The following is a 26752-nucleotide window of genomic DNA, read 5'->3' as shown; positions in this document are numbered from 1 at the left end:
TGGCGGTCGTCCGTCGCGGCCGCCCGGTGTGGTCAGGCCGACACGGTCGCGTCCTGACGAGGACCGAGTCGGGCGGGGCGGGACGGGGCGATGTCAACCCTGCGTCGTCGTCCGCGGAGTCGTGAGCTGCTCGGCGAGGGTCACGGCGACCAGGAGATCCTCCGGGTTGGGCCGCCGGACCTCGGAGCTCGCGGTCAGCAGGAACACGCCGTCCCGGCCCTCCCGACCGGCCGGGAGCTCGATCACGTCCATGACGGGCAGGCCCTCGCGACGGACATCGACCCTACGGCCCGCCCAGACGATCGAACCGTCTCGGCGGAGCACGGGCCGGCCCTCGGCGCCTCCGACACGCGTGCCCGGAGGCTCGTAGCGGGAGTCGTCGAGCTCGAGAACCTCGCCGATCATGCCGGCGATCGTGTCCGCGACCTCCTGCCGCGGTGATCCCTCGGAGACGAGCCGCGCGGCACGGGCAACGCCGGACAGATGGCCCGCCCGTCGGCTGGACCGGGCGGCCTGGTGCCGCCCCCACCACGCGAGCTCGCTGACCGCGATCCCGATCACCAGCAGCAGCACGGCGGTCTCGATGTCGTCGCGGTCGACGATCACGAACCGCAGGTAGGGCGCGGTGAGGAAGAAGTCGAACGCCGCCGCCGACGACAGTGCCGCGAGCACGCCCGCGATCCGGTCGCCGACAGCCCCGACCCCCACGACCACCAGCACGAGCACCAGCGCCGCGCTGGTGTTCGCCAACCACTCCCGGGCGAGACCCGCCGGCGCGGCGACGAGGACGGGGACCACCACGGCGGCGACACGAACGCCGACGCGCCATCGCTCGGACATGCTCCCAGGAGACTGCGCGGAACGCGGCGTGAGCCCGACGTCAACGAAACTTTCACGGCGTGGGCGCTGATTGCTGCGGCTCAGCAGATGCCAGCCGCGCGAGGTCTCGCCTCGATGAGCGTCCCCTCTCCGGGAGCCCTCCGTCGACGCTTCCTCCACGGCTTCACCCGTGATCGTGACGCGCTGCCGGTCGCCTGTCTCACAGCTGGATGCGAACCCGTGAAAACGGGCGAGGCGGGCCGTCAACGACGCGTCAACACGGTCCCCGGACCCCTTCGGCGAGCGCAGTGTCGGTGATCGGCGCGCCGCCGGCGAGGCGGCACCTCGACCGAAGGGAACCCGGTGCTCGACCTCCTCTTCGCGGGCGTGGTGATCGCGGTCTTCGCGGTCCTGCTGCTCGCCGTCCGCGGGCTGGACCGGCTGTGAGCGGGGCCGTGATCGCGAACCTGATCGGCGGTCTGGTCGCGCTGGGACTGCTGATCTACCTCGTGATCGCCCTCGTGCGTCCGGAGAAGTTCTGATGGCCGGCCTCCTGCAGGTCCTGGTCCTGCTCGTCCTGCTCGCGGCCGCGTGGCGCCCGCTCGGGGACTGGATGGCGCGCGTCTACACCGACGAGCAGGACTGGGCCGTCGAGCGTGTCCTCTACCGGCTGGTACGCGTCGACCCGCGCTCCGAGCAGCGGGCGAGCACCTACGCCGTCGCGATTCTCGCGTTCTCCTTCGCCGGGATCGTCCTGCTCTACCTGATGCAGCGGCTGCAGTCGCTGCTGCCGTGGTCGTTCGACCGTGGGCCGGTGGAGGCGGGGATCGCCTTCAACACCGCGATCTCGTTCGTCACCAACACGAACTGGCAGTCCTACGTCCCCGAGACGACCCTGGGCCACGCCGTCCAGATGGCCGGTCTGACCGTGCAGAACTTCGTGTCGGCCGCGGTCGGGATGGCCGTCGCCGTGGCGCTGGTCCGCGGCTTCGTCCGCAGCCGGACCGACCGCCTCGGCAACGCCTGGGTCGACATCGTCCGGGGGTGCACCCGGATCCTCCTGCCGATCGCGGCCGTCGCCGCCGTCGCGCTGATCGCGACGGGCGTGATCATGAGCCTGCGGGCGGGGGTCGATGTCATTGGCGTCGACGGGCGCCCGTCGACGATCGCCCTCGCACCGACCGCCTCCCAGGAGTCGATCAAGGAGCTAGGCACCAACGGTGGCGGCATTCTCAACGCGAACTCCGCCCACCCGTTCGAGAACCCGAACCCGGTCTCGAACCTGCTCGAGATCTTCCTGCTCCTCGTGATCCCGGTCTCGCTCACGCGGACGTTCGGCCGCATGGTCGGCTCGATGCGCCAGGGCGTCTCGCTGCTGGCGGTCATGGCCGGGCTGTGGACGGCCATGCTCGCGGTGATCTGGACCGCGGAGGCGCGCAGCGCGTCCTTCGCCGGGGCCAACCTCGAGGGCAAGGAGGTCCGGTTCGGGATCCCGGCCTCAGCGCTGTGGGCCAACTCGACCACCGGGACCTCGACCGGCGCGGTGAACTCGATGCACGACAGCTTCTCCGCGTTCGGTGGCGGCGGCGCGCTGCTGAACATGCTGTTCTCGGAGATGACGCCCGGCGGCGTGGGCACGGGGCTCTACTCGATCCTCGTCGTCGCGATCGTCGCGGTGTTCCTGGCCGGGCTGATGGTCGGGCGGACCCCCGAGTACCTCGGCAAGCGCCTCGGCCGCCGCGAGGTGACGTGCGCGGTGGTCGTGGTGCTGACGATGCCAGCGCTCGTGCTCCTCGGCACCGGCCTCGCGATCGCCCTGCCGGCCACCGCCGAGGCGATGACCAACTCCGGGCCCCACGGTCTCTCGGAGGTCATGTACGCCTACGCGTCGGCGTCGAACAACAACGGCTCGGCCTTCGGCGGGCTCACGGTCACGAGCGGGTTCTTCCAGACCACGCTCGGGATCGCGATGCTGCTCGGCCGCTTCCTGCCGATCGTCGCCGTGCTCGCCCTGGCCGGGCTGCTCGCCCGCCAACCGCGGGTCGCGCCGTCGTCCGGCACGCTCTCGACCGGCACGCCCCTGTTCTCGGTGCTCGTCGCCGGCACGATCGTGCTGGTCGCGGCGATCACGTTCCTCCCGGCACTCGCCCTGAGCCCCCTCGCGGAGGGACTGGCATGACCGCCCCCACCGTCCACACTCCGCGCCCGCCGGCCGAGGCCGAGGAACTCCACGCCTCCCGCACCGGTCGCGCCGTCGGCGCCGGGGCCTTCCGCCCCGCGCAGTTGCTGGAGTCGCTGCCCACCTCGCTGCGCAAGCTCAACCCGCGCCACCAGGTGCGCAACCCCGTCATGTTCGTGGTGTGGATCGGGTCGATCGTCGTCACCGTGGCGGCGATCATCGACCCCAGCGTGTTCGCCTGGTCGATCGCGATCTGGCTGTGGTTCACCATGGTCTTCGCGAACCTGGCCGAGGCCGTCGCCGAGGGCCGCGGGCGCGCCCAGGCCGACGCGCTGCGCGCCACGCGCACCGACACCGTCGCGTACCGGGAGGACGGCTCGACGCTGCCGGCCGCGGACCTGCAGGTCGGGGACCGCGTCGTCGTCGAGGCCGGGCAGGTCATCCCCGGCGACGGCGAGATCGTGGAGGGCATCGCGACGGTCGACGAGTCCGCGATCACCGGCGAGTCCGCCCCCGTCGTCCGGGAGTCCGGCGGGGACTTCTCCTCCGTCACCGGCGGCACGACGGTGCTGTCGGACAGCATCGTCGTGCGGATCACCGCGAAGCCGGGCGAGTCGTTCGTGGACCGGATGATCGCGCTGGTCGAGGGCGCGCAGCGGCAGAAGACGCCGAACGAGATCGCGCTGACGATCCTGCTCTCGGCGCTGACGATCGTGTTCCTGCTGGCCGTGGTCACGCTGCAGCCGATGGCGGTGTACTCGGGCGGTCAGCAGTCGCTCGTGGTGCTCGTCGCCCTGCTCGTGTGCCTGATCCCGACGACGATCGGCGCGCTGCTCTCCGCGATCGGCATCGCGGGCATGGACCGGATGGTGCAGCGCAACGTCCTCGCCACCTCGGGCCGCGCGGTCGAGGCCGCCGGTGACGTGTCGACACTGCTGCTCGACAAGACCGGCACGATCACCTACGGCAACCGTCGTGCGACAGCTCTCCACCCCCTCGACGGGGTCGACGCCCTCGAGCTGGCGCAGGCCGCCCGGCTCGCGAGCCTGGCGGACACCACGCCCGAGGGACGCTCGATCGTCGCGCTGTGCGCCGAGCAGCACGACCTGCCCGCCGAGGCGGACGCCCGCGAGGCCGCCGCCGAATTCATCCCCTTCAGCGCCACCACCCGCATGTCAGGGGTGAGCATCGAGGGGCGCGAGGTGCGCAAGGGCGCGACCTCGGCGGTCATCGCCTGGCTCGGGGACGACACCGACCGCGCCCGCCTCGAGGCGATCTCGACCGGTATCGCCGAGCGCGGCGGCACACCGCTGGTGGTCGCCGACGGTTCCCGGGCGCTCGGGGTCGTCGAGCTCTCGGACGTCGTCAAGCCCGGGATCGCGGACCGGTTCGCCGAGCTGCGCACGATGGGCATCAAGACCGTCATGATCACGGGCGACAACCCGGTGACGGCGCGGGCCATCGCCGTCGAGTCGGGCGTCGACGACTTCCTGGCCGAGGCCACCCCGGAGGACAAGCTCGCGCTCATCCGCCACGAGCAGGCCGGTGGGCGCATGGTCGCCATGACCGGCGACGGCACCAACGACGCGCCCGCGCTGGCGCAGGCCGACGTGGGCGTCGTCATGAACTCGGGGACGACCGCGGCCAAGGAGGCCGGGAACATGGTCGACCTCGACTCCGACCCCACCAAGCTGATCGGGGTCGTCGAGGTGGGCAAGCAGATGCTCATCACCCGGGGCGCGCTGACCACGTTCTCGCTGGCCAACGACCTCGCGAAGTACTTCGCGATCCTGCCCGCGATGTTCCTGGCGATCTTCCCGCAGCTCGCCGCGCTCAACGTCATGCACCTGGCCACGCCGCGGTCGGCGATCCTCTCGGCGGTCATCTTCAACGCGTTGATCATCGTCGCGCTGATCCCGCTCGCCCTGCGCGGCGTGCGCTTCCGACCCTCCACGTCCGACCGCCTGTTGCGCCGCAACCTGCTCGTGTACGGGCTCAGCGGCATCGTCGTCCCGTTCGCCGGCATCTTCCTCATCGACCTCGTCGTCCGGCTCGTGCCGGGGATCGGGTGACCGCCATGACCAGCACCACCACCTCCCACGGCGAGCCCGGGATCGAGGAGGTCTCCCACGAGTCCGCCGTCACCGGGCGGCAGCTGCGGCGCCAGGCCGGCGCCGCGGTGCGGGTCCTGCTCGTGCTCACCGTGCTCTGCGGCGTCCTCTACCCGGCGGCGATCTGGGGCGTGAGCCGCCTGCCGGGGCTGTACGCGAACGCCGAGGGCTCTGTCCTGCCGAGCGGCGGCTCGTCGCTCATCGGGATCGACCCGGTGGCGGCCGACCCGGCCGCCGATCCCTGGTTCCACACCCGCCCGTCGGCCTCGGCGCCCGACGACGCGGTCGCCGGACTCGGCCCCGCGGACGCCACGACGTCCGGGGGCTCGAACCTCGGTGCCGCCGCCGAGGACCTGGGCACGGCCGTCGAGGAGCGTCGCGCGGCGATCGCTGCCCGCGACGGCGTCGACCCGGCGACGATCCCGCCGGACGCGCTCACCGCGTCGGGCTCCGGGCTCGACCCGCAGATCAGCCCCGCGTACGCCGCGCAGCAGGTGCCGCGCGTCGTCCGGGTCACCGGCCTGCCCGAGGACCGGGTGCGCGCGCTGGTCGCCGACGCCACCGACGGGCGCACGCTCGGGGTGCTGGGCGAGCCGCGGGTGGACGTGCCGGAGCTCAACGCTTCGCTCGTCACGGCCGCGATCGGGATCCGATGAGGCCCACCGGTGCAGGATGAGGACGTGTCCGCATCGCCCGTCGCGCCACGCCGAGGAGAGCTCCGCATCCTCCTCGGCGCGGCGCCGGGCGTCGGCAAGACCTACGCCGCCCTGAACGAGGCCCGCCGCCGCCTCGACCGGGGCACCGACGTCGTCGTCGGGCTGGTCGAGACGCACGGCCGCGCACGGACCGCCGCGCTGCTCGAGGGCCTCGAGGTCCTGCCCCGCAAGGTCGTCGTCCACCGCGGCGCCGCGCTCAGCGAGCTCGACGTCGACGCCATGCTCGCCCGCGCCCCCGAGGTGTGCGTCGTCGACGAGCTCGCGCACTCGTGCGCGCCGGGCTCGCGGCACGCCAAGCGCTGGGAGGACGTCGAGGAACTCCTGGCCGCTGGCATCGACGTGATCTCGACGGTCAACATTCAGCACCTCGAGTCGCTCGGCGACGTCGTCGAACGCATCACCGGCGTCCGGCAGCGCGAGACGATCCCCGACGCGGTGGTCCGCGCGGCCGACCAGATCGAGCTGGTCGACATCACGCCCGAGGCCCTGCGCCGGCGCATGGCCCACGGCAACATCTACCGCCCCGAGAAGATCGACGCCTCGCTCGCGAACTACTTCCGCACCGGCAACCTCATCGCGCTGCGCGAGCTCGCGCTGCTCTGGGTCGCCGACCAGGTCGACGTCGCCCTGCAGCGCTACCGCAGCCAGGAGGCCATCTCCGAGGTGTGGGAGGCCCGCGAGCGGGTGGTCGTCGCGGTCACCGGCGGGCCGGAGAGCGCGACCGTGATGCGCCGCGCGGCGCGCATCGCCCGTCGCGCCGGGTCGGCGGACCTGCTGTGCGTGCACGTGCTGCGCAGCGACGGCCTCGCCGGCACCGGGCAGCGCGCGGACGGTCCGGCGCTGCGCCGGCTCGCCGAGGACGTCGGTGCCTCGTTCCACACCGTCGTCGGCGACGACGTCCCCGCCGCCCTGCTGGAGTTCGCGCGCACCGCCAACGCCACCCAGCTGGTGCTGGGCACCTCGCGGCGCTCGCGCTGGGCGCGGGCGGTCGACCCCGGGATCGGCGCCCGGACGATCGCCGCGTCGGGCAGCATCGACGTCCACCTCGTCACCCACGCCGAGGCCGGGGCCCCGCCGCGGCGGCGGCTGTCGCTGCCCGCGCGGCGCCACGCGTTCGGCTGGCCGGCGGCGGTCCTGCTCCCCGTGCTCGCGACAGTGATCGGTGTGGTGCTGCGCGATTCGGTCGCCCTGTCCACCGACGTGGTGCTGTTCTTCCTCGCCACCGTGGTGACGGCGATGATCGGCGGGCTGGCGCCGGCGCTGGTCGCCGCGGTCGGCGGCGGGCTCCTGCTCAACGTCTTCCTCACCCCGCCGCTCTACACGTTCACCGTCGCCGAGCCGGAGAACGCCTTCGCGATCGTCGCGATGGTCGTGGTCGCCCTGCTCGTCGCGGCCGTGGTGGACCGGGCCGATCGGCGCGCCGTCCAGGCCGCCCAGGCCCGCACCGAGGCGACCCTGCTCGCCTCGTTCGCCCGTGTCGTGCTCTCGCGCTCCGACCCGTTGCCCAAGCTGCTCGAACGTGTCCGCGAGGCCTTCGGGCTCGAGGCGGTGGCGCTGCTCGAGCGGACACCGGGCGCCGGGTGGGAGGTCACGGCGTGCACCGGCGCCAACCCGTGCACCACGCCACGGGACGCCGACGCCGACGTGGAGATCGACGAGGGCGTCCACCTCGTCGGCACCGGCCGCAGCCTGACCGCCGGCGAACGGGCGACGTTCTCCGCCGTCAGCGGGCAGGCGCTGCTCGCCCTGCGCAACCGGCGCATGGCGGCCCAGGCCATCGACGCCCAGCGCCGCGCCGATTCCGCCGACTTGCGCACCGCGCTGCTCTCGGCGGTCGGACACGACCTCCGCACGCCGCTGACCGCGATCAAGGCGGCCGCCGGCAGCCTGCGCGACCCCACCCTGCGCATGTCCACCACCGACCGCGCCGAGCTGCTCGCGACCGTCGAGGAGTCCGCCGACCGCCTGACCGGGCTCGTCGACAACCTGCTCGACTCCTCACGTCTGGCGGCCGGCGGCGTCTCCCCGGTCATCGCGCCGGTCGGTCTCGACGAGGTGGTCGCCGCGGCCCTGGCGAGCGGGTACGTCGATGCCGGCCGCGTCGTCGTCCAGGTCGCCGAGGACCTGCCCGACGTGCTCGCGGACGCCGGGCTCGCCGAGCGGGTGGTCGCGAACATCGTCGACAACGCGCTGCGCCACGGCGGCGAGGGCACGGTCGCGGTGCGCGCCAGCGCCTACGCCGACCGGGTCGAGCTGCGCGTCGTGGACGCCGGCCCGGGGGTGCCCCCCAAGCAGCGCGACCGCCTGTTCGCGCCGTTCCAGCGCCTCGGCGACCGCCGTGCCGCGACCGGTGTCGGGCTCGGTCTGCACGTGGCGCGGGGGTTCACCGAGGCCATGGGCGGGACGCTCGACGCCGAGGACACCCCGGGCGGCGGGCTGACGATGGTGCTCTCGCTGCCGGCGGCGCCCCGGCCCGGGGAGACGGGGCGGTCCGCGGAGCACGCCGACGGGGGAGCTCGACCCGGAGCGGTGCTGACGTGAGCCGCGTCCTCGTCGTCGACGACGACCCCCACCTGCGGCGCACACTGCGGATCAACCTGTCCGCGCACGGCCACCACGTCGTGCTCGCCGCCGACGGCGCCGCGGCCCTGCGCGCGGCGGCCGAGCACCCGCCGCCCGACGTGGTGATCCTCGACCTCGGGCTGCCCGACATGCCCGGGATCGAGGTCCTGGAGGGCTTGCGCGGCTGGACCGCGGTGCCGGTGATCGTGCTGTCGGCGCGCACCGACTCCGCCGACAAGATCGCCGCCCTCGACGCCGGCGCCGACGACTACGTCACCAAGCCGTTCGGGGTCCCCGAGCTGCTCGCCCGGCTCCGCGCGGCGGTGCGCCGGGCGGCGGTCGTGACGCCGGACGGCGCGCCGGTGGTGGAGACCGCGAGCTTCATCGTCGACCTCGTCGCGAAGAAGGTGGTGCGCGACGGCGCCGAGGTGCACCTGTCCCCCACCGAGTGGGGCGTGCTCGAGCACCTCGCGCGCCACCCCGGGATGCTCGTCACCCAGCAGCAGATCCTGCGCGAGGTGTGGGGCCCGGCCTACGGCACCGAGGGGCACTACCTGCGCGTCTACCTCGCCCACCTGCGCCGCAAGCTGGAGCCCGACCCCTCACGGCCGCGCCACCTCGTCACGGAGGCGGGGCGGGGGTACCGGTTCGAGACGTGAGACGAAGCGAAGCGGAGCTCGATCATCGAGATCTGACGATCAGGAACGCCGCGGTCAGCACCAGCAGCACGGCGAGCCCGACCAGGACCGCGGTGAGGCTCAGGACGCCGAGCAGCAGGCCGACGACGGCCGGGGCCACGATGGCGGTCGTCGCCCCGACCGCGACGACGACCGTCAGGGCCTCCCCGGCGCGCTCCGGGGCGATCTCGGCGGTCCACACCGCGAGGACGGCGGCCCCGCCCATGATCCCGGGCGCGTAGATCGCCGCGGCCACGAGCGCCACGAGCCCCGAGCCCGCCCCGGTGCCGAGCACGATCAGCGAGGCGCCGAGGAAGAGCAGGCAGGCGGCCGCGACGCGGACCGTGCCGAACCGCGCGCACCAGCCGCCGATCCCCAGCCCGACGAGGCCGACGACGCCGACCAGGCCGTAGAGCGCCGGCGCCCAGCCCGGGGCGAGGGCGGCCCGGCGCAGCATGTCGGCCGCCCAGGTGAAGAACGTGGTGACGCCGACGTGGAAGGCCACGGAGTAGGCGACCGGCACCGCGAGCCCGCGCAGGGGGATCCGTCCGGTCCGGCCGGCCCCGGCCGGCGGCACCCGCGGCGTCCAGCGCAGGTTGAGCAGGCCCGTCGCGGCCGACGCCAGCCCGATCGCCACCCACACCAGCCGCCACGCGGGCACCCCGAGCGCCGCGAGCCCGACGACCCCGGAGACCACGAGACCCGCGCTGGTCCCGGTGCTGATGATCGCCAGCGTCCGCGCGCGGGCCGGCCGGTCGACGACGACGGCCGCGAGGTCCGAGTACGCCGCCCACACCCAGCCCGCGGCGCTGCCGGCGAGGATCACGCCCACGGCCAGCACCAGCGGCGACGTCGACGCGGCCGCCAGAGCTCCGCCGACGAGCCCGCACACGCTGCCGACCGTCGTCGGTGCGCGCGGGCCGGCGCGCCGACCGACGACGGGCGCGAGGAGCAGGCCGGCCAGGTAGCCCGCGAAGGACCCGGACGCGATGAGGCCCAGGACGGCGTCGTCGAGCCCGTCGGCGGACAGCGCCGGGTCGGTGCGCAGCGACGGGAGCGTCAGCCCGAACGCGTACCGGCCCATGCCATAGGCCACACCCACCACGGCCGCGCCGGCGACGGTGAGGCGGAGGGCCGGGGAGCGCACAGGGGTGATCGTGCGGCACGGGATGGCCACAGGTCGACCACACGGGTCGGACGGCACGCGCCGTCCACCACGCGGGGGTCCGGACCTAAGCGGGCGCCTTCACGGCGAGCACGGGCACGTCGGCCTCGAGCAGCAGGCGCTGGGCGAGGTCGCCGAGCAGCGCCTTGCCGACCGGCGTGCGCCGGCGGACGCCGACGACGAGCAGGTCGACGCCGGCGTCGGACGCCAGGCGTTCGAGCACCGCGTCGCCGTCCTCCACGCCGAGCAGGCGGTCGATGACGGTCGCGCCGTCGGGCACCTCCAGGGGACGGGGGCGCAGGTTGAGGGCCACGACGTCGTCACGCCGGCGCTCCCCCTCCGCCAGCGCGACGTCGAGGGCGGCGCTGCCCTGGGGGTCGTCGGTGACCGCCACCAGGATCGTCATCGTCCTGTCCTACCCCCTGACCTCGTCGGTCACCCAGTGGAACATCGGTGACCAGCACACTGCCGAACGAGTGTCTGTAGTGTGTGATACAGACCGCAAGCTGTCCTGAACCGGACACTCCGTGTGCCCGTACGAATGTTCAGGAGGTTCTGTGAGTAGCGACGCGTCGACGACGAGCTCGCCACCGCCCATGCGCCGCATCGCGATCGCGAGCATGACCGGCACGGTCATCGAGTTCTACGACTTCTTCATCTACGGCACCGCCGCCGCGCTCGTCTTCAACAAGGTCTTCTTCCCCACCCTGGGGGCCGCGGCCGGCACGGCTCTCGCGCTCGCGACCTTCGGTGTCGCGTTCGTCGCGCGCCCCTTCGGCTCGGTGCTCTTCGGACACTTCGGCGACAAGCTCGGCCGCAAGCGGACGCTGGTGACGACGCTGCTGCTGATGGGCCTCTCCACGCTGGCCATCGGCCTGCTGCCCACCACCGGCGCCATCGGCGTCCTCGCACCGATCCTGCTGGTGCTGCTGCGGATCCTGCAGGGCCTGGCGGTCGGCGGCGAATGGGCCGGCGCCACGCTGCTCACCGCCGAGAACTCGCCGGCGAAGGCCCGCGGCAAGTACGCGCTGTTCCCGCAGCTCGGGCCGTCCCTCGCGTTCGCCCTGGCCAGCGCCACCTTCCTCACCACGGCGCTGACCATGAGCAACGAGGCCTTCCTCGCCTGGGGCTGGCGGGTGCCGTTCATCGCGTCCGTCCTGCTCGTCGCGGTCGGGCTCTACGTGCGCCTCGCGATCACGGAGACCGCGGCCTTCAAGGCCCGCGACAAAAAGGCGAGCATGCGCATGCCCGTGGCCGAGGTGCTCACGACCCACCCGCGCCGGGTGCTGCTCGCCGCCGGCTCGACGACGACCGTGTTCGCGTTCTTCTACATCGGCGTCACCTACCTGACGAGCTACGGCACCCAGCAGCTCGAACTGCCCCGCACGACCGTGCTCGCGATGGGCATCATCGGCGGGCTCGTGTTCGCAGCGACGACCATCCTCGGCGCGATCCTCTCCGACCGGGTCGGGCGCCGGAAGATGATCATCATCGGCAACAGCCTGTCCGTGGTCGGCGGCCTCATCGCCTTCCCGATCCTCGACATCGGCACGGGGTGGGCGTTCGGCCTCGGGCTGGCCGTCGTGCTCGGTGTCGTGGGCCTCGCCTACGGCCCGCAGGGTGCGCAGCTGCCGGAGCTCTTCCCGACCCACTACCGCTACACCGGCGCGGGCATCTCCTACAACCTCGCCGGTGTGATCGGCGGCGGGATCGTGCCGCTCATCGCCACCGCGCTCGTGGCGTGGTTCGGGTCGGCCATCGCGATCGGTGCGCTGCTCGCCGGACTGTCCGTGCTGAGTCTGCTGTGCACCATCGCCCTGCCCGACACCGACGCGGCCTCCATCAGCCTGACGAGCGAGCCCGCGACGGCCTGAGGACACCGACCGGACCACTCCGCCGGGCCGGCGCCTGCTTCGTCCCTTTCGACAGGCGCCGGTCCGGCTCTACCCTGCCCGGACCGCCCAGACCCTCCGGGCGGCCAGTGACGTCTCAGCGAGGGGGCGCACGTGGCCCGGCGCAGCATCGTTCCCGCCGTCGTCCCGACCCCGACGGTCTCGCCCTTCCTGCTGGCCGAGACCGGGGCGGTCAGCCGGCGCATCGAGGCCCTGGGCGTCCCCCGCACACTGCCCGCCGGCGGGCACCTCTACCGCCAGGGCGACACGGCGTCGGTGTTCCACGTCATCGTCCGCGGCCGCGTCCGCGTCCACATGCTGCGACCCGACGGCACGGAGCGGGTGATCTCGTGGGCCGAGCCGGGCGCGGGCCTGGGCGAGGGCCCCTGCTTCGACGGCGCCCCGCACCCCGTCACGGCCACCGCCGTCGTGCCGTGCGAGGTCCTCTCGATCGCGCGGGACACCCTGGTGGAGGCGGCGCGGGACGACCCGGAGCTGCTCGTCGAGGTCGTGCGCCGCGTCGCCCACAAGCAGCGGGTGCTGCACCTGCACGTCTGCCTCGACGGCCTGCCCGCCCGCGAGCGCGTCGCGCTGCTGCTCGGGCACCTCGTCGAGACCTACGGCGGGGGCGCGCTCGGTGCCCCGACGCGGCTGAGCGTGCGCCCGCCGGTCGACGAGCTCGCGCTGATGGTGGGGCTGACGCGGGTGACGACGAGCCGCGAGCTGTCCCGCCTCGTCGCCGAGGGCGTGCTGCAGAAGGACGGGCGCGACATCGTCGTCCGCGACCTGCCGAGCCTGCGGCGGCGGGTCGACGCGGTGGCGGTGTAGGCCGGCTCAGGGCATCAACGGGCGCGTACGGCGCAGCACCGTACGCACCACCAACGGTGCGCCCGCGGGCAGGACCAGGCACCCGATCACCCCCACGACCACGAGCGGCACCGCGCCCGCGTGCACACCGATGGCGAGCGGGACGACGCCGAACATCACCGTGGCCACGAGCGCGACGACGATCATGAGGTCGCCGACGCCGAGCCCCACCGTCAGGGGGGCGCTGACCCGGCGCACGAAGCGGGGGTCCTGCGCCGCGAGGTGCGCGACGATGCCGGCGAAGCGCTCGTCGTACGGGTCGGGCGAACGGTCGGCGGGGTTCCCGGAGGTCTCCTCGAGCGGGCGACCGGGCTCCTCGTGCGGCTCCACGCCCACAGAGTGGGCACGAAACGCGTTTCCGACACCGTGTCGTCGGCCACCGCTCAGGCTCCGGCCCGCCGGATGACCTCCTCGAGGGCGGCGGCGATGCCCTCGCTCGTGTCCCCGACGATGGCGCGCAGGTAGATGCCGTCGCCGACCGTCGCGAGGATGTCGGCGGCCAGCGGGTCGCCGAGCTCCTCGGTGAGCGCCGCCCGCCACCCCGCCAGGCACCGGCGGGTCGCCTCCGCCGCCCGCGGCTCGGTGGTCGCGAGCTTGATGAGCGCGACCGTGGCCCGGTACACGGGGCTCGCGATGGCGGGCTGGTCGAACGAGGTGCGCAGGTAGTAGCGGACGACGCCCTCCGGCGCGGCGCGGGCGGTCGCGAGGTCGCTGTCGTTGAGCTCGCGGGCCCGCTCGAGCAGCCCCTCGAGCAGGGCCTCCCGCGAGCCGAAGTGGTAGAGCAGCCCGCCCTTGGACACGCCGGCCGCCGCCGCCACGGCGTCGAGGGTGACCGTCTCCGGGCCGGAGGTCACCACGAGGTCGGTGTAGGCGTCGAGGATGCGGTCGCGCTGTGACGGGCGAGGCACGGCCTTGACGCTATACCGTCCAGCCGGTGTAGTTTCGGCGTCGTCCGAAACTGCACCGTCCGGACGGTGCAGTCACCTGGGTCGTGGAGGCGACGATGTCCCGACGGTCTCCGGCGCTGGCCGTCCTCACGCTGCCGGTGCTGCTGATCAGCATCGACATGACGGTGCTGGGGGCGGCGCTGCCCGCCCTCACCGAGGACCTCGACCCCGGCGCGGCCGAGCAGCTCTGGATCGTCGACGCCTACTCGTTCGTGCTGGCCGGCCTGCTGGTCACGATGGGCACGCTCGGCGACCGGATCGGGCGGCGGCGCCTGCTGATGTGGGGCGCCGCGGCGTTCGGCGTGGCCTCGGTCGCCGCGGCGTTCGCGCCGACCGCGGGCACGCTCGTCGTCGCCCGCGCGCTGCTCGGGCTCGGGGGCGCGACGCTCATGCCCTCGACGTTCTCGCTGATCAAGACCGCGTTCCCCGAGCCGGCGCGCCGGGCCACGGCGGTGGCCGTGTGGTCGGCGGCGTTCTCCGGCGGCGCGGCCGCGGGCCCGGTGGTCGGCGGCGTCCTGCTCGAGCACTTCTGGTGGGGCTCGGTCTTCCTGGTCAACGTCCCGGTGATCGCGCTGCTGCTCGCGCTCGGGCCGCGCGTGCTGCCCGGGAGCCGCGACCCGCACCCCGGCCCGTTCGACCTCCCGTCGGCGGCGCTCTCGCTCGCCGCGATGCTGCCGCTGGTCGCCGCGGTGAAGACGCTGGCCACCGAGGGCGCGACGGTGGGCGCCGGCGTCGCCGCGGTCGCGGGACTCGCGGCGGGCGTGGTGTTCATCCGGCGCCAGCGCCGCCTGACCCACCCGCTGATCGACCTGGAGCTGTTCGCGCGCCGGCCGTTCTCGGTGTCGGTGGTGACCAACCTGCTCGGCGTGTTCGCGCTGGTCGGGCTGCTGGTGCTGCTGCCCCAGTACCTGCAGCTCGTGCTGGGCCTGAGCCCGCTCACCGCTGCGCTGTGGATGCTGCCGGGCTCGGTGGCCGGGGTGACGGGCGCGCTCGTCGCCACCCGCCTCGCGCGCCGGTTCGCGGCCCCGGGGCTGGTCGGCGCCGGGCTCGGGCTCGCCGGTGTGGGCCTGGCCCTCGTCGGCGTCCTGGGCGGGCTGGGCGCGGTGGTCGCGGGCTTCGTGCTGCTCGGCGGCGGGGTGGCGCTCGCCGAGGCGCTGACCAACGACCTCATCCTCGGCGCCGCGCCCGCCGACCGCGCCGGCGCCGCCTCGGCGATCTCGGAGACCGGTTACGAGCTCGGCGGCGCGCTGGGCACCGCGGTGCTCGGCAGCATCGCCGCGGCCGTGTTCACCGCGCGGACCGGGCAGGAGACGCTCGGCGGGGCGCTCACACACCCCGGCGTGGACGTCACCGCCGCCCGCGAGGCGTTCACCGCCGGCGTGCAGATCGCGTCCGTGCTCGGCGCGGTCGTCCTCGCGGTGACCGCGGTCGGCGCCCGGCGGATGCTGGGCTCCGCCGTCGAGCGGGAGCCGGCCGGCGTGTAGCGCCGGCCGGTCCGCGCGTCGCCTAGCGGGGCTGGATCTCGCCCATCTCGCCCCAGCCGTCCTGCGGGACGTCCTGGACGTTGATGATCTTCGGCGCCTCCGCCACCCACTCGGGCGCGTCCGCCACGATCTTCTTGAAGTGGTCGGAGTTGACGTGTGCCTCGGCCGCGTCGTCCTGGAACGCCTCGACGAGGACGTAGGTGTTCGCCTCGTCGAGGTGCCGGGACCACTCGAAGAAGATGTTGCCGGGCTCGCGGCGCGTCGCCTCGGTGAACTCCTGCACGAGCGACGGGAACTGCTCGGCGTACTCCGGCTTCACCGTCCACTTGACGTTGATGAGGATCACGGCAGGTCTCTCTCCATCCGCTGCGCTGGTGCTCGAGCTGGTGCTCGGACCGTCGCGCGGGATTCTCTCGCGCGCCGGAGGGCGCCGCCACGAGACCGGGTCCGGGACACCTGTCCGCGCCGAGGTCGCCGCGGGCCGCGTCCCGACCTGCCGGGCCCGACCCGCCGGCACGACCGGCGCGGTCGACGCCGACGGCCGCCGGCGCCAGACTGGCTCGATGGCCGGAGGGGCGGACGGGTCGGCGGACGGGCGCGCGGGGCGCCCCGCCGGCGCGCTCGGCGGCCACGTCGCCTACCACGGGTACGACCTGCGTGGCGGCACCCCGGGCGTGCACCGCGGGCTGCCGTCGCCGTACCTGACGTTCATCGTCACCTTCGGCGAGCCGCTGACGATGCGGGCGCCCGACGGCACGCTCGTGCGCCGCGACGTCGCGATCGGCGGGCTGCACACCACGCCCGAGTCGATCGTCCACGACGGCCGGCAGTCGGGGCTGCACGTCGTGCTCGACCCGCTGGCCGCCCGGGCCCTGCTCGGCAGGCCGGCCGCGGAGCTCGCCGGCGTCACCGTCGACGGTGACGCCGTGCTCGGCGCCCTCGCGCGCGAGCTGCACGAGCGGGTCGAGGAGGCCGACGGCTGGGCCGGGCGGTTCGCCGCGATCGACGACGTCCTGCACCGGGCGCTCGACGGCGCGCGCGGGACCGCCGCGCGTCCCGTCGCGCCGGAGGTGCGGGAGGCGTGGCGCCGGGTCGTGCGCTCGGGCGGGACGGTGCCGGTCCGCGCCCTGGCCGACGAGGTCGGGTGGAGCGAGCGGCACCTCGGGCAGCGGTTCCGCGCCGAGGTCGGCGTGGCGCCCAAGGTCGCGGGGCGCATGGCGCGGTTCGACCGGGCCCGCCGCCGGCTGGCGGCGCGCGCGGCCGCCGGCGCGCCGCTCGGGCTCGCCGACATCGCGGCCGACGGCGGCTACGCCGACCAGGCCCACCTCACCCGCGAGTTCGGGGCGCTCGCCGGGTGCTCGCCGACCCGCTGGATCGCCGAGGAGATCGGGAACATCCAAGACCCGGTGATGCCCGGGGAGACATCCTGAGCGCCATGGACACCACCGACGGCAAGACCCCGCCGCCCACCGTCTGGCCCACCCTCGCCGCCGCCGACGCCCGCGGGCTCATGAGCTACCTGACCGGCGTGCTCGGCTTCGTCGAGGTCGTCGCCTACACCGACGACGACGGCGTCGTGCAGCACGCCGAGCTGGCGTGGCCCACCGGCGGCGGACTGATGATGGGGCAGAAGCGGCCCGGGACCGACGAGCGCGCCACCTCGAGCGGCTCGTTCGCGGCCTACGTGGTCGTGCCCGATCCCGCGGAGATCGACGCCATCGCCGCCCGGATCCGCGAGGCGGGCGCCGGCGAGATCGTCCGCGAGCCCTACGACACCGACTACGGCTCCCACGACGTCGCCGTGCGCGACCCGGAGGGCAACTACTGGCAGTTCGGGACCTACCCGGGCGCGCCACGCCCCTGACCGCCCTTCGGTCGGAACTCCGGGGCGCGCGCTCAGGCCTCCGCGGGGACCGAGAGGTGCTGGTGCACCATGCGCCAGCCGTCGGGGGTGCGGCGGAAGACGCGGGTGCCGCGGGAGCGCATCGTCTCCCCGCCGGCCGGGGTGAGGTGGTCGATGCCCCAGGAGACGGCGAGGTCGCCGCCGACGGCGACGCGCAGGTCGGGGATCTCCCAGGCGACCGGTCCGGGCGAGGCCTCCAGGCCCTCGCGGCACACCTCGCGCACCTCGTCGATGCCGTCGTGGGACAGCCTGCCGGCCATCTCGTAGGAGACGACGTCGTCGGCGATCGTGGCGACGAGCGCGTCGAGGTCGCCGGCCGCGGTGTCGGCGACCCACCCGCGGTGCACCGCGCGCACCGCCTGCTCGTCCTCCTCGGCGATCGGGGTCTCGTCGGCGAACGAGTGGTGCTCGTGCGCGACGACCCAGCGCCCGTCCTCCTTGCGCAGCCCCAGGCTCAGGCGCAGGCGGCGCTCGGGGTGCGCGGCGCGCTCGGCGGGCGTGTCGCAGAGCATCAGCGCGTGGGCGAAGGCGACGTCGGTGCCCGCGGTGACGTCGAGCTCGACGATGTCGAAGCAGGCGCCGGAGGCCTGGAACCCGAAGAACGGGGGCCACGTCCGCGCGTACTCCTCGAGGCCGCGCACGCCGTCGTGCGGCGGCGGCACGTCGTACATGACGATGTCGCGGGAGTGGTCGGCGAGCACCGCGTCGAGGTCGCCGGCGTGCACCGCGTGCGCCCAGCGCTCGATCAGCGCACGGATCTCCTGCTCGTCCTTCGATGCCACGGTGTCCTCCTCGGGTGGTCCGGCACTCACCAGGAGGAACCGCCCCGCGGCCGGCGAATCATCGGTGCGGCGCGGACGATTCCAGGAACGCGGCCGGCGGGAGGGCGGCGTGGTCGCCCGGCGCCCAGCGGACGGGGTCGGGCCCGAGCGGGGCGAGGGCGCGGACCTGGTCGGCGCACCACGGCGAGATGCCCGGCCACGTGCCGGCGAGGACGTCGTCGCGGAACAGCGCCCACGCGACGGTGCGGACCTCGTCGACCTCGCCCGGGTCGGGCTCGCGGGGCTCGTCGGCGGTGTGCGCGACGAACACCGGGCACATCTCGTTCTCCATGACCCCGCCCTGCTCGGCGCGGTAGCGGAACCCGGGGAGCACGAGGCGCAGCCCGTCGAGCTCGATCCCGAGCTCCTGGCGGGCGCGGCGGCGCAGCGCGACGTCCATCGGCTCGCCGGGGCCCGGGTGGCCGCAGAAGCTGTTGGTCCACACGCCCGGGAACGTGGCCTTGCTCCGGGCGCGGCGGGTCACCACCAGCTCGCCGCGGCCGTCGAACACGTAGCAGGAGAAGGCGAGGTGCAGCGGCGTGGCGCCGTGGTGCACGTCGGCCTTCGGCGCGGTGCCCGCGACCGCCCCGGCCTCGTCGAGCAGCACGACCCGTTCGATGGTCCCCATCGAGGCTCCAGCTTTCCGTCGGTCCGGCGGGGCGGCACGTCGGGGTCCCGACCGGAGGTCTGCGTCACGCCGGCAGGGACGCAGCGAGCAAGGGTCACCTCACCCCGCCGGCACCACACCCGGCCCGGCGGCCACGGCGCCGGGTCGGTCGCCGCGCTCGCCCGGAGGTCCGGAGATCGAGCGCATCACCGCAGGTCGGCGACGGTCGCGCAGCACGGGCGAGGGAAAGGTGGTATGCAGGGAAGATCGGCGGGCCCGGGCTCATCCCTCGAGCCCGGGCCCGCCTCTCGCCGCTGCCGCTGGGCGCCACCACAACACCCGCGCAGCGATGAGGCAAGCCTAACCTCATGCTGCGCGATCGCGCCAGCCCCCCTCCTCGACGGATCGTCACCAGCGCCCGCGCCGCGCGCGCCCGGCGTGGCCGAGGACGACGAACAGCAGCGGCAGGATGAGCAGACCGCCGGCCGAGCCGGTGGTCGCGGCCCCCACCACCACGACGGGCAGCATCATCAGCAGCAGGACCGCGAGCCCCAGACCGGCGACCGGGGCGGGTACCGGGCGGTGGTGGTGGTAGTGGGGCGGGACGGGCGCCGCGCGGGCCTCGCGACGCTGAGCCGGCGGAGCCGACGGGGCCGGCGGCGCCGGCAGGTCGGGCAGCGGCGGGTGCGGCGCCGGCAGGTCGGTGAAGAGCGCCTCGAGGTCCGCGCGGTGCACCGCGACGGCGGCGAGGGCCGAGCGGTCGCCGAACTCGTCGATGTCGAGGCGGCCGGCGGCGAGGTGGTCCCCCAGGGCGTCCAGGGCGGCGCCGCGGTCGGCGTCCCCGACACGCAGCCCGGCGCGACCGGTCGGACGCGGCGGCCTCGCGGGCAGGTCCCGGCCGTCCCCGGCGTCCGGGCCAGCGGTGTGCGGATCGTCGGTGTCCACGGCGCCTCCTCGCGCCGGTCGGACGACCCCGATGCGCCCGGCCCGGCCCCTCCATCGTGCGCCTCCCGGCGAGGGAGTGGTGTGAATCGCCGACACGAACCAAGGACAGCCTCAGTTTTCTGGAACCGTTCCAGTCTTCGTGGGACGCTGGAAGCATGTCCGACGCAGTGAACACCGACGGCGGCGTCCACGCGGAGCCGCACGGTGGCGAGCTCTCCCAGCGACTGAACTGGCTGCGCGCCGGGGTGCTCGGCGCCAACGACGGCATCGTCTCGACGGCCGGCATCGTCGTGGGCGTGGCCGGCGCGACGGCGGAGCGAGGCCCGATCGCGACCGCCGGCGTCGCCGGGCTCGTCGCCGGCGCGGTGTCGATGGCCCTCGGCGAGTACGTGTCGGTGTCGAGCCAGCGCGACTCGGAGCGGGCCCAGCTCGCCAAGGAGCGCCGCGAGCTGCGCGAGGCGCCCCGCGAGGAGCTCGAGGAGCTGACCGAGCTCTACGAGGAGAAGGGTCTCTCGCGGGAGACCGCGCGCCAGGTGGCGGTCGAGCTCACCGAGCACGACGCGCTCGCCGCCCACGTCGACGCCGAGCTGCACCTCGACCCCGAGGAGCTCACGAGCCCCTGGCGGGCGGCGGGGGCGTCGGCCGTCTCGTTCGTGTCCGGTGCGCTGCTCCCCCTCGTCGCGATCCTCGTGACCCCGACGTCCTGGCGGGTCCCCGTCACCGTCGCGGTCGTGCTGCTGGCCCTCGGGCTCGCCGGGTGGGTCAGCGCCCGCCTCGGCGGCGCCACCCCGCGCCGGGCCGTGCTGCGCGTCGTGATCGGCGGCGCGCTCGGGCTCGCCGTGACCTACGGGATCGGCTGGCTGGTCGGCGGCGCGGTCGGCTGAGCCGTCGCCCGCGTGAAGCGGGCCGCGACACGACGGAACTCCTCGATCAGCGCGCGCTGATCCGACGGTCGAGCTCCGCTGCGCTCGGTCTCCGGGGACTCCACCACGAAGTCCGCGTCGAGCCCGGTGAGGATCAGCGCCGCCGACCGGGCGTCGTCGGCCGAGAGCGTCACCCGGCACTCCTGCGTCCCGAGCGCCTCGACGCGGACCTGGTCGGTCCAGATCGTCGCGCGGACCTGCTCGGCGGGAGCCGCCACGCGCACGACGCAGCGGAACGGGCGGACGTCGGCGACGCGGCCCGCCACGAACGCCGCCGGGTCGCCACCGGGGATCTCCCGCGGGGTGAAGCGGGGCCCGGTGGGCAGGCCGTCGGGCGCGAGCCGCGGGGTCATCCGGTCGACGCGCAGGGTGCGCCAGTCCTCGCGGTCGCGGTCCCACGCCACGAGGTACCAGCGCCGCCCCCACGCCACGAGGTGGATCGGCTCGAGGCGCCGGCGGGTCGGCGTGCCGTCGCGGTCGGTGTAGTCGATCTCGAGGACCCGCCGGTCGCGGCAGGCCCCGCCCACGGCGGCGAGCACCGCGGGGTCGACCGACGCCGCGACGCGGGGGGCCACGATCGCCACCGGCATCGCCGCGATCCGGTGCCGCAGCCGGGCGGGCAGGATGCGCTCGAGCTTGACCAGCGCGGCCAGCGCGGTCTCGCCGGTGCCCGCCACCCCGGTCCCCGCGGCCGTCCGCAGGGTCACCGCGACCGCCACCGCCTCGTCGTCGTCGAGCAGCAGCGGCGGCAGCGCGGCCCCGGCGCCGAGGCGGTAGCCGCCGCCCGGGCCGAAGTCGACCTCGACCGGGTAGTCGAGGCCGCGCAGCTTGTCGACGTCGCGGCGCACGGTGCGGGTGGTGACGCCCATCCGCTCGGCGAGCTCCGGGCCGGTCCACTCCGGACGGGCCTGCAGGAGCGACAGCAGCCGCAGGAGGCGGGCGGAGGTCTCGAGCACGAGCCCAGTGTGGCGGGGGTGGCGGACAGCAGCGGTCCGCCACCCGGGCACGTCAGCGGCGACGTCAGCCGAACGCCGCCCGCACCCCGTCCATGCTCCCGAGCAGCGCGGGCACGTCGGACCACACCGTGACCAGCGCGAACCCGTCGGCCGCGCGGGCCGCCGCGTACGCGGGGTCGGTGGCGTGCACCGCCGCCCGTGTCCCCGACGCCGCGCAGGCCGCGAGGACGCGCGCGAACGCCTCGTGGATCTCCGGCTCCTCCCGGTCCTGCGCCGGCCCGATCCCGAGCGCGACGCCCAGGTCCCCCGGGCCCACGAACAGCCCGTCCAGGCCGGCGACCGCGGCGATCTCGGGCGCGCGCTCCAGGGCGTCCGCCGTCTCGATCATCGCGAAGGCGAGCACGCTGCCGGCGGCCGCGATCGGGTCGTCGCCGGGACGCAGCGCCGTGCGCACCGGGCCGAACGAGCGCCGCCCGTCCGGCGGGTAGCGGCAGGCGGCGACGAGCTCGCCCGCCGTCGCCGCGTCGGACACCATCGGCGCGATCACGCCGCGCACGCCGAGGTCGAGCACGAAGCCGATGATCGCCTCGTCCACCGCGGGCAGTCGCACGAGCGGGGCGATCCCGTGGGCGGCGATCGCGCGGACGGCGTCGGCGCTGCGGGCGCGGTCGAACAGGCCGTGCTGCAGGTCGAGCGTGAGCGCGTCCAGCAGCCCCTGCCCGGCGGCGTGGGCGGCGACGACCTCGACGAGGTGCGGGTCGGGCACCGTCAGCCAGCCGTTGCGCGCGGCACGACCGGCCGCCCAGGCGGCGCGGACGGGGTCGAGGGGCTCAGTCACAGGTCGACACCGCCTGCCGGCCGGCGAATCGGCTCTCGTTGAAGGGGACCGCGGCGGCGAAGCCGGGGGCGACCCCGCCGACGTGGGTGGGCACGGGAGTGGGCACGACCTGCACCGTGGCACCGCGCGCGCACCACCGCTCGGCGAGCTCGCGGTCCTGATCACCGCTGACGGTGTTCGGACGACCCGCGGTGTCGGTGCTGCGGTAGAGCACCCGGGTCGCACGCCGACCAGGAGCACCAGCACCGACCGCACCCGCGACCTCCCGAGGCCCGGGCACCCGCCGAGACCTCGGTCACCTTCCCAGGGACTGCTCCGTTCGAGGGAACCGGGTCGGTGTTCCGCGGCCGTACGATCGGCGGTGATGGCCGCCCCGACCCGCACTCCTGCGCCCCGCTTCACCTTCGTGCGCGACACCGCGTACCGGATCACCGTGCGCGACGACGACTCCGGCGAGCGCCTCGAATACGCGCTCGACGCCTACCAGGGCTGGCTGTCCGCCCCCGACGGCATCCGGCACCGCTTCGGCGCCCACCGGCGCACCCGCACCGAACTGCGCGACGACGCGATCAGGACCGTCGTCGGCCCCTGACCGCGCGCCGGCCGGGCCCGGTGGGCGGACGAATGCGGGGTACGCCCGCCCACCGGGTCCGGCCGACTGCTCTGTGATCCGACGTGCTGTGATCCGACGTGCTGTGATCCGACGTGCTGCGATCCGACATGCTGGGGTCCGACGTGTTGCGGTCCGACATCCTGCCGCCTCCGACCCGGCGGGACGTCGACCGTGACCGCTGCTCCTCGGGCGCCCGGCGCTCAGGAGACGAGACCGCAGCGGAAGCCCTGCGCCACCGCCTGGGCGCGGTCGGCCGCCGAGAGCTTGCGGAACAGCCGGCGGGCGTGGGTCTTCACGGTGTCCTCGGACAGGTAGAGCTCGCGGCCGATCTGGCCGTTGCTCTTGCCCTGGCTCATCCCGCGCAGGACCTGCATCTCGCGCTCGGTGAGGTTGACGCCCGCGCCCGGCTGCGCGCCGCGCTGCATCGGCATCGCGCCGACCTCGGCACCCGCGGCGGAGTGCGCGAGCGCGGCGACCAGCTCGGGGCGCGAGGCGTCCCAGCGCAGGTAGCCGCGCGCGCCGCCGGCGATCGCGGCGGCGATGCTGCCGCCGTCGTCGGGGGCGCCGAAGACCATGACGTTGGCCTGCGGGTGCGCGGCCATGAGACGCCGCGTGGCCTCGGCGCCGGACGCGACCGCGCGCTGGGTGCCGACGAACACGACGTCCGCGCTCTGGCGGGCGTAGCGGGTGAGCAGCTCGTCGGCGGTCGACACGCAGTCGATGCGCTGGACGCCGGGCACCGCGGACATGACACGCGTCAGTCCCTCGCGGACACTGCGCCGGTCGTCGCAGATCAGAACCGTCCTCATACAGACTCCGTCCGGGTGGGGAGACCGCCCAGGCGAAGTGTCCGTGGGCGCTGTCCTCCTCATCGGTCGCCCCACCCGTCCGCTTGACCCCCGAATGACAAGAGCGTGGTTATGAACCCCCGATGGAGTGGCGCGTGAACCCTCGCCCCGTCCTGCTCGTCAACGGCCCCAACCTGGATCTCCTCGGCCGGCGCGAGCCCGAGATCTACGGCCGCGACACCCTCGCCGACCTGGAGGAACGCGCCCGCCGCACCGCCGCCGACCTCGGGCTGGAGGTCGACGCGCGCCAGAGCAACCACGAGGGCGTGCTCATCGACGCGGTCCACGAGGCGATGACCGACCACGCCGGAGTGATCATCAATCCGGGCGGCTACACGCACACGTCCGTGGCCCTGCGCGACGCGCTGGCGGCGCTGCCCGTGCCCGTGGTCGAGGTGCACCTGTCGAACGTGCACGCACGGGAGGCGTTCCGGTCGCACTCGTACGTGTCGCCGGTGGCCACGGTCGTGATCGCCGGGGCCGGTCCGACGGGCTACGACCTCGCGCTGCGCTTCCTCGCCGAGCGGATCGTGCGTCAGGCCTGACCCAGGCCCGCGCGCTGCGCGAGCGCGGCGAGCTCGCCGGCGAGGGCGTCCGGGAACTGCAGGGGCAGGAAGTGCGAGCCGGGCAGGCGCACCAGCCGGACGTCGGGCAGCGCGGCCGCCAGCGCCGCCATGTCCGCGGGCGGGGCGAGGGTGTCGTAGTCACCGGCCACGACGGTCGCGGGCATCCGCAGCGCGGCCAGGGCGTCGTCGTCCGGGGCGTCGTGCTCGGCGGCGGCCAGGACCATCCGCGAGAACCAGGTCCAGTCGTGGCGGGCGAACTGCCGGGCCACCTCGGCGAGCGTGACCATGGGCGCGGTGGCGCCGGTCGGGTCGAGGGCCGCGGCGTCCATGCCGGCGCGCTCGAGGGCGTCGCGGCTGGCGTCCATGCTGCGCGGCAGCATGTGGATCACTCCGGCGACGGGCGGCCCGACCACCCGCAGCAACCAGCCGCCGATCCGCGCGGCCCGCCGGTGCACGCCCTCGGGCACCTGGTCGGCCAGCGGCGGGAACGCGGGCAGCACGCGGAACACGCCGGTGGCCACCCCGCCCAGGGCGAGCAGGCCCGCGACGCGCTCGGGGGCGCGCCGGGCCGCCTCGATCGCGACCGCGACGCCCACCGACCAGCCGACGACCACCGCGCGTTCCATGCTGGCGGCGTCCATGGTGGCGATGAGGTCGTCGGCGTGGGCGCCGACGCCGATGCGCGACTCGTCGTCCGGGCGCGCGGACCCGCCCAGACCGCGGTGGTACCAGGTCGTGGCGTGGTAGCCGCAGTGCTCGCCGTGCAGGAACGGCCAGGCCGCGGCGCTGGCCCCCAGGCCGTTGGACAGCACGACCGGCACGCCCGCGGCGCCGTTGTCCCACCGCCGCAGGCGCGTGCCGTCGGCGGCGGGCATGTCCTCGACGAACCCGCCGTCCCCCTCGTCTCCCTCGGCGGCGCTCACGTGCCCAGGATGCCCGTCACCCGGCGGCGGTGGCCCGCTTCTCCATGTCCTCCTCGGACAGGTAGTCGCGCGTCTCCTCGAACGACGAGGTCTCGCTCTTGCGCCCCTGCAGGAAGCCGATGCGGACGAAGTCGTCGCCGCCGAACAGGTGCAGGATCCAGTTGAAGACGACGCGCATCCGCGTGCGCATGAGCGGCAGCGCGTAGAGGTGGTACCCGCGGGTCACGGCCTGGGCGACGACGCCGGTGAGCCGCAGCTTCAGCGGGTGTGCCACCGCCTGGGTGCCGCCGAGGTCGACGACGAGCCCGAGGTCGTGGTGCTTGTACTCGCGCAGCGGCTCGCCGCGCAGCGAGGCGACGACGTTGTCGGCCGCGATCACCGCCTGCCGCGTCGCGTGCTGGGCGGTCGGCGGGCACAGCGCCGATCCGGGCGGGCTCGCGGTCAGGTCGGGGACGGCCGCGGCGTCACCGAGCACGAACACGTCGTCGTACCCGTCGAGACGCAGGTCGGTGCCGCACTTGACGCGCCCGCGGATGAGCTCGACCCCGAGCATCTTGACCAGCGGGCTCGCGGTGACGCCCGCGGTCCAGACCAGGGTCTTGGTCGGGATCGTGCTGCCGTCGGTGAGGGTGACGCTGGAGTCGGTGACCTCCTCGACGCCGGTCTCGAGCCGGATGCCGATCCCGCGGCGGCGCAGCAGGTCGAGCGCCTCCTCGCCGAGGCGCTGCCCGAGCTCGGGCATGAGGCGCGGGGCGATGTCGACCAGCGTCCACTTCACCAGCGTCGGGTCGAGGCGCGGGAAGCGCTTCAGCGCGGCGTCGGTGAGCAGCTCGAGGCACGCCGCGGTCTCGGTGCCGGCGTAGCCGCCGCCGACCACGACGAAGCTGCAGCGGGCCGCGCGCTCGTCGGGGTCGGTGGAGGCGTTGGCCAGCTCGAGCTGGGAGAGGACGTGGTCGCGCAGGTACGCGGCCTCGCCCAGGTTCTTCATGCCCAGGCCGTGCTCCTCGAGCCCGGGGATGTCGAACTGCCGGGTGACGCTGCCCGCCGCGATGACCAGACGGTCGTAGGGCAGGTCGACGACGTCCTCGCTGATCTTGCGGACGACGGCGACCTTGCGCTCCAGGTCGAGCCCCACCACCTGGCCGGGCAGGCGCTGGGCCCGCTTGATGGCCCGCGGCAGCGGCACGGTCACCGACTGGGCGGTGATGACCCCGGCCGCGACCTGGGGCAGCAGGGGGAGGTAGAGCATGTAGTCGTGGGGGTTGACCACCACGATCTCCACCTCGCCCCGCGCCAGCTCGCCCTTGAGCTCGCTCTCGAGGCGCTGGACGGCCTTCAGGCCGGCGAACCCGGCGCCGACCACCACGATGCGCTGCGCGCTCATCTGAGC

Annotated in this window: 29 protein-coding genes; 14 read left to right on the top strand and 15 right to left on the bottom strand. The window is 74.7% G+C overall.

Translation table 11 applies throughout. From position 1 onward, the window contains the following. Nucleotides 1-93 precede the first annotated feature (93 nt). Nucleotides 94-840 (bottom strand): DUF4118 domain-containing protein, encoded by a 747-nt coding sequence (locus tag PHK61_RS28070; protein WP_274284329.1) that lies wholly within the window; start codon nt 838-840, stop codon nt 94-96. A 422-nt stretch (nt 841-1262) separates the two neighbouring features. Between PHK61_RS28070 and kdpF the strand changes: the two genes are divergently transcribed. The 6 genes from kdpF to PHK61_RS28040 are packed head-to-tail and all read left to right on the top strand — an operon-like array spanning nt 1263 to nt 9046. Beyond that, nucleotides 1263-1361, top strand: coding sequence for a K(+)-transporting ATPase subunit F (gene kdpF, locus PHK61_RS28065; RefSeq protein WP_274284328.1), 99 nt, complete (start codon nt 1263-1265; stop codon nt 1359-1361). Continuing rightward, the gene (gene kdpA, locus PHK61_RS28060; protein WP_274284327.1) at nt 1361-2998 is read left to right on the top strand and encodes a potassium-transporting ATPase subunit KdpA; all 1638 of its coding nucleotides are present in this window, start codon (nt 1361-1363) and stop codon (nt 2996-2998) included. Before kdpF ends, kdpA begins: the two co-directional genes overlap by 1 nt. Further along, a complete protein-coding gene (gene kdpB, locus PHK61_RS28055) occupies nt 2995-5070 on the top strand; it encodes a potassium-transporting ATPase subunit KdpB (RefSeq protein ID WP_274284326.1) in 2076 nt (691 codons plus the stop codon). The genes kdpA and kdpB overlap by 4 nt, the downstream gene beginning before the upstream one ends. A gap of 5 nt (nt 5071-5075) precedes the next feature. Next, nucleotides 5076-5765 carry a potassium-transporting ATPase subunit C gene (locus tag PHK61_RS28050; protein ID WP_274284325.1) on the top strand — a complete coding sequence of 230 codons (690 nt, stop codon included), beginning with the start codon at nt 5076-5078 and terminating at the stop codon, nt 5763-5765. A gap of 24 nt (nt 5766-5789) precedes the next feature. Beyond that, nucleotides 5790-8366, top strand: a complete 2577-nt coding sequence (locus PHK61_RS28045; protein WP_274284324.1) for a sensor histidine kinase — start codon at nt 5790-5792, stop codon at nt 8364-8366. Beyond that, the gene (locus PHK61_RS28040) at nt 8363-9046 is read left to right on the top strand and encodes a response regulator (protein WP_274284323.1); all 684 of its coding nucleotides are present in this window, start codon (nt 8363-8365) and stop codon (nt 9044-9046) included. The genes PHK61_RS28045 and PHK61_RS28040 overlap by 4 nt, the downstream gene beginning before the upstream one ends. Nucleotides 9047-9068: 22 nt before the next feature. Here the strand turns inward: PHK61_RS28040 and PHK61_RS28035 are convergent, their stop codons facing one another. Both PHK61_RS28035 and PHK61_RS28030 read right to left on the bottom strand, forming a co-directional pair. Then, on the bottom strand, nt 9069-10211 hold the full coding sequence (locus tag PHK61_RS28035) for an MFS transporter (protein WP_274284322.1): 1143 nt from the start codon (nt 10209-10211) through the stop codon (nt 9069-9071). 85 nt (nt 10212-10296) lie between these two features. Further along, complete coding sequence (locus PHK61_RS28030; RefSeq protein WP_274284321.1) at nt 10297-10635, bottom strand: universal stress protein; 339 nt, start codon at nt 10633-10635, stop codon at nt 10297-10299. 151 nt (nt 10636-10786) lie between these two features. On the opposite strand from PHK61_RS28030, the gene PHK61_RS28025 reads away from it, so the two are divergent. Then, entirely contained in the window at nt 10787-12103 is a 1317-nt protein-coding gene (locus PHK61_RS28025) for an MFS transporter (protein WP_274284320.1), read from the top strand. A 132-nt stretch (nt 12104-12235) separates the two neighbouring features. Next, on the top strand, nt 12236-12949 hold the full coding sequence (locus PHK61_RS28020) for a Crp/Fnr family transcriptional regulator (protein ID WP_274284319.1): 714 nt from the start codon (nt 12236-12238) through the stop codon (nt 12947-12949). Nucleotides 12950-12955: 6 nt separating this feature from the next. Here the strand turns inward: PHK61_RS28020 and PHK61_RS28015 are convergent, their stop codons facing one another. Both PHK61_RS28015 and PHK61_RS28010 read right to left on the bottom strand, forming a co-directional pair. After that, nucleotides 12956-13318, bottom strand: coding sequence for a DUF3040 domain-containing protein (locus PHK61_RS28015; RefSeq protein WP_274284318.1), 363 nt, complete (start codon nt 13316-13318; stop codon nt 12956-12958). 53 nt (nt 13319-13371) lie between these two features. Then, nucleotides 13372-13896 carry a TetR/AcrR family transcriptional regulator gene (locus PHK61_RS28010; RefSeq protein WP_274284317.1) on the bottom strand — a complete coding sequence of 175 codons (525 nt, stop codon included), beginning with the start codon at nt 13894-13896 and terminating at the stop codon, nt 13372-13374. Between the two features lie 95 nt (nt 13897-13991). On the opposite strand from PHK61_RS28010, the gene PHK61_RS28005 reads away from it, so the two are divergent. Beyond that, nucleotides 13992-15419 carry an MFS transporter gene (locus PHK61_RS28005; protein ID WP_274284316.1) on the top strand — a complete coding sequence of 476 codons (1428 nt, stop codon included), beginning with the start codon at nt 13992-13994 and terminating at the stop codon, nt 15417-15419. Nucleotides 15420-15441: 22 nt separating this feature from the next. Here PHK61_RS28005 and PHK61_RS28000 read toward each other — a convergent pair whose 3' ends face one another. Then, nucleotides 15442-15765, bottom strand: coding sequence for a putative quinol monooxygenase (locus tag PHK61_RS28000; RefSeq protein ID WP_274284315.1), 324 nt, complete (start codon nt 15763-15765; stop codon nt 15442-15444). A 28-nt stretch (nt 15766-15793) separates the two neighbouring features. Between PHK61_RS28000 and PHK61_RS27995 the strand changes: the two genes are divergently transcribed. Further along, entirely contained in the window at nt 15794-16849 is a 1056-nt protein-coding gene (locus PHK61_RS27995) for a helix-turn-helix domain-containing protein (RefSeq protein WP_274284314.1), read from the top strand. 5 nt (nt 16850-16854) lie between these two features. Next, nucleotides 16855-17283, top strand: coding sequence for a VOC family protein (locus PHK61_RS27990; RefSeq protein ID WP_274284313.1), 429 nt, complete (start codon nt 16855-16857; stop codon nt 17281-17283). 32 nt (nt 17284-17315) lie between these two features. Here the strand turns inward: PHK61_RS27990 and PHK61_RS27985 are convergent, their stop codons facing one another. The 3 genes from PHK61_RS27985 to PHK61_RS27975 form a co-directional block, all read right to left on the bottom strand. After that, nucleotides 17316-18104, bottom strand: coding sequence for a YybH family protein (locus PHK61_RS27985; RefSeq protein ID WP_274284312.1), 789 nt, complete (start codon nt 18102-18104; stop codon nt 17316-17318). A 58-nt stretch (nt 18105-18162) separates the two neighbouring features. Further along, a complete protein-coding gene (gene idi, locus PHK61_RS27980) occupies nt 18163-18762 on the bottom strand; it encodes an isopentenyl-diphosphate Delta-isomerase (RefSeq protein ID WP_420791451.1) in 600 nt (199 codons plus the stop codon). Nucleotides 18763-19158: 396 nt separating this feature from the next. Further along, nucleotides 19159-19695 carry a DUF1707 SHOCT-like domain-containing protein gene (locus tag PHK61_RS27975; protein WP_274284310.1) on the bottom strand — a complete coding sequence of 179 codons (537 nt, stop codon included), beginning with the start codon at nt 19693-19695 and terminating at the stop codon, nt 19159-19161. Between the two features lie 155 nt (nt 19696-19850). Here PHK61_RS27975 and PHK61_RS27970 point away from each other — a divergent pair, with 155 nt between their 5' ends. Then, nucleotides 19851-20579, top strand: coding sequence for a VIT1/CCC1 transporter family protein (locus PHK61_RS27970; protein ID WP_274284309.1), 729 nt, complete (start codon nt 19851-19853; stop codon nt 20577-20579). Here PHK61_RS27970 and PHK61_RS27965 read toward each other — a convergent pair. From PHK61_RS27965 to PHK61_RS27955, 3 genes are all read right to left on the bottom strand, one after another. Then, complete coding sequence (locus tag PHK61_RS27965; RefSeq protein ID WP_274284308.1) at nt 20540-21574, bottom strand: helix-turn-helix transcriptional regulator; 1035 nt, start codon at nt 21572-21574, stop codon at nt 20540-20542. The two genes, PHK61_RS27970 and PHK61_RS27965, sit on opposite strands and share 40 nt — an antisense overlap. A 64-nt stretch (nt 21575-21638) precedes the next feature. Beyond that, nucleotides 21639-22412 carry an HpcH/HpaI aldolase family protein gene (locus PHK61_RS27960; protein ID WP_274284307.1) on the bottom strand — a complete coding sequence of 258 codons (774 nt, stop codon included), beginning with the start codon at nt 22410-22412 and terminating at the stop codon, nt 21639-21641. After that, entirely contained in the window at nt 22405-22626 is a 222-nt protein-coding gene (locus tag PHK61_RS27955; RefSeq protein ID WP_274284306.1) for a hypothetical protein, read from the bottom strand. Before PHK61_RS27955 ends, PHK61_RS27960 begins: the two co-directional genes overlap by 8 nt. Nucleotides 22627-22776: 150 nt before the next feature. On the opposite strand from PHK61_RS27955, the gene PHK61_RS27950 reads away from it, so the two are divergent. Further along, a complete protein-coding gene (locus PHK61_RS27950) occupies nt 22777-23004 on the top strand; it encodes a hypothetical protein (RefSeq protein ID WP_274284305.1) in 228 nt (75 codons plus the stop codon). A 221-nt stretch (nt 23005-23225) separates the two neighbouring features. On the opposite strand, the gene PHK61_RS27945 is transcribed toward PHK61_RS27950, so the two are convergent. After that, the gene (locus tag PHK61_RS27945; RefSeq protein WP_274192680.1) at nt 23226-23834 is read right to left on the bottom strand and encodes a response regulator transcription factor; all 609 of its coding nucleotides are present in this window, start codon (nt 23832-23834) and stop codon (nt 23226-23228) included. Between the two features lie 134 nt (nt 23835-23968). On the opposite strand from PHK61_RS27945, the gene aroQ reads away from it, so the two are divergent. After that, the gene (aroQ, locus tag PHK61_RS27940; RefSeq protein ID WP_274284304.1) at nt 23969-24418 is read left to right on the top strand and encodes a type II 3-dehydroquinate dehydratase; all 450 of its coding nucleotides are present in this window, start codon (nt 23969-23971) and stop codon (nt 24416-24418) included. On the opposite strand, the gene PHK61_RS27935 is transcribed toward aroQ, so the two are convergent. Together PHK61_RS27935 and PHK61_RS27930 are read right to left on the bottom strand one after the other, a co-directional pair. Further along, nucleotides 24409-25362, bottom strand: a complete 954-nt coding sequence (locus PHK61_RS27935; protein ID WP_274284303.1) for an alpha/beta fold hydrolase — start codon at nt 25360-25362, stop codon at nt 24409-24411. The genes aroQ and PHK61_RS27935 overlap by 10 nt on opposite strands. 16 nt (nt 25363-25378) lie before the next feature. Further along, nucleotides 25379-26746 carry an NAD(P)/FAD-dependent oxidoreductase gene (locus PHK61_RS27930; protein WP_274284302.1) on the bottom strand — a complete coding sequence of 456 codons (1368 nt, stop codon included), beginning with the start codon at nt 26744-26746 and terminating at the stop codon, nt 25379-25381. Nucleotides 26747-26752: the final 6 nt, after the last annotated feature.

It is taken from the genome of Actinomycetospora lutea (assembly GCF_028737205.1).
Classification (GTDB): Bacteria; Actinomycetota; Actinomycetes; order Mycobacteriales; family Pseudonocardiaceae; genus Actinomycetospora; species Actinomycetospora lutea.
This window is presented reverse-complemented; position numbering and strand designations above follow the sequence as displayed.

Coding starts and splice junctions, on each gene's coding strand:
- PHK61_RS28070 (WP_274284329.1), bottom strand. CDS start 840: ATGTCCGAGCGATGGCGCGTCGGCGTTCGTGTCGCCGCCGTGGTGGTC.
- kdpA (WP_274284327.1), top strand. CDS start 1,361: ATGGCCGGCCTCCTGCAGGTCCTGGTCCTGCTCGTCCTGCTCGCGGCC.
- kdpB (WP_274284326.1), top strand. CDS start 2,995: ATGACCGCCCCCACCGTCCACACTCCGCGCCCGCCGGCCGAGGCCGAG.
- PHK61_RS28050 (WP_274284325.1), top strand. CDS start 5,076: ATGACCAGCACCACCACCTCCCACGGCGAGCCCGGGATCGAGGAGGTC.
- PHK61_RS28030 (WP_274284321.1), bottom strand. CDS start 10,635: ATGACGATCCTGGTGGCGGTCACCGACGACCCCCAGGGCAGCGCCGCC.
- PHK61_RS28005 (WP_274284316.1), top strand. CDS start 13,992: ATGTCCCGACGGTCTCCGGCGCTGGCCGTCCTCACGCTGCCGGTGCTG.
- PHK61_RS27990 (WP_274284313.1), top strand. CDS start 16,855: ATGGACACCACCGACGGCAAGACCCCGCCGCCCACCGTCTGGCCCACC.
- PHK61_RS27970 (WP_274284309.1), top strand. CDS start 19,851: ATGTCCGACGCAGTGAACACCGACGGCGGCGTCCACGCGGAGCCGCAC.
- PHK61_RS27950 (WP_274284305.1), top strand. CDS start 22,777: ATGGCCGCCCCGACCCGCACTCCTGCGCCCCGCTTCACCTTCGTGCGC.
- PHK61_RS27945 (WP_274192680.1), bottom strand. CDS start 23,834: ATGAGGACGGTTCTGATCTGCGACGACCGGCGCAGTGTCCGCGAGGGA.
- PHK61_RS27930 (WP_274284302.1), bottom strand. CDS start 26,746: ATGAGCGCGCAGCGCATCGTGGTGGTCGGCGCCGGGTTCGCCGGCCTG.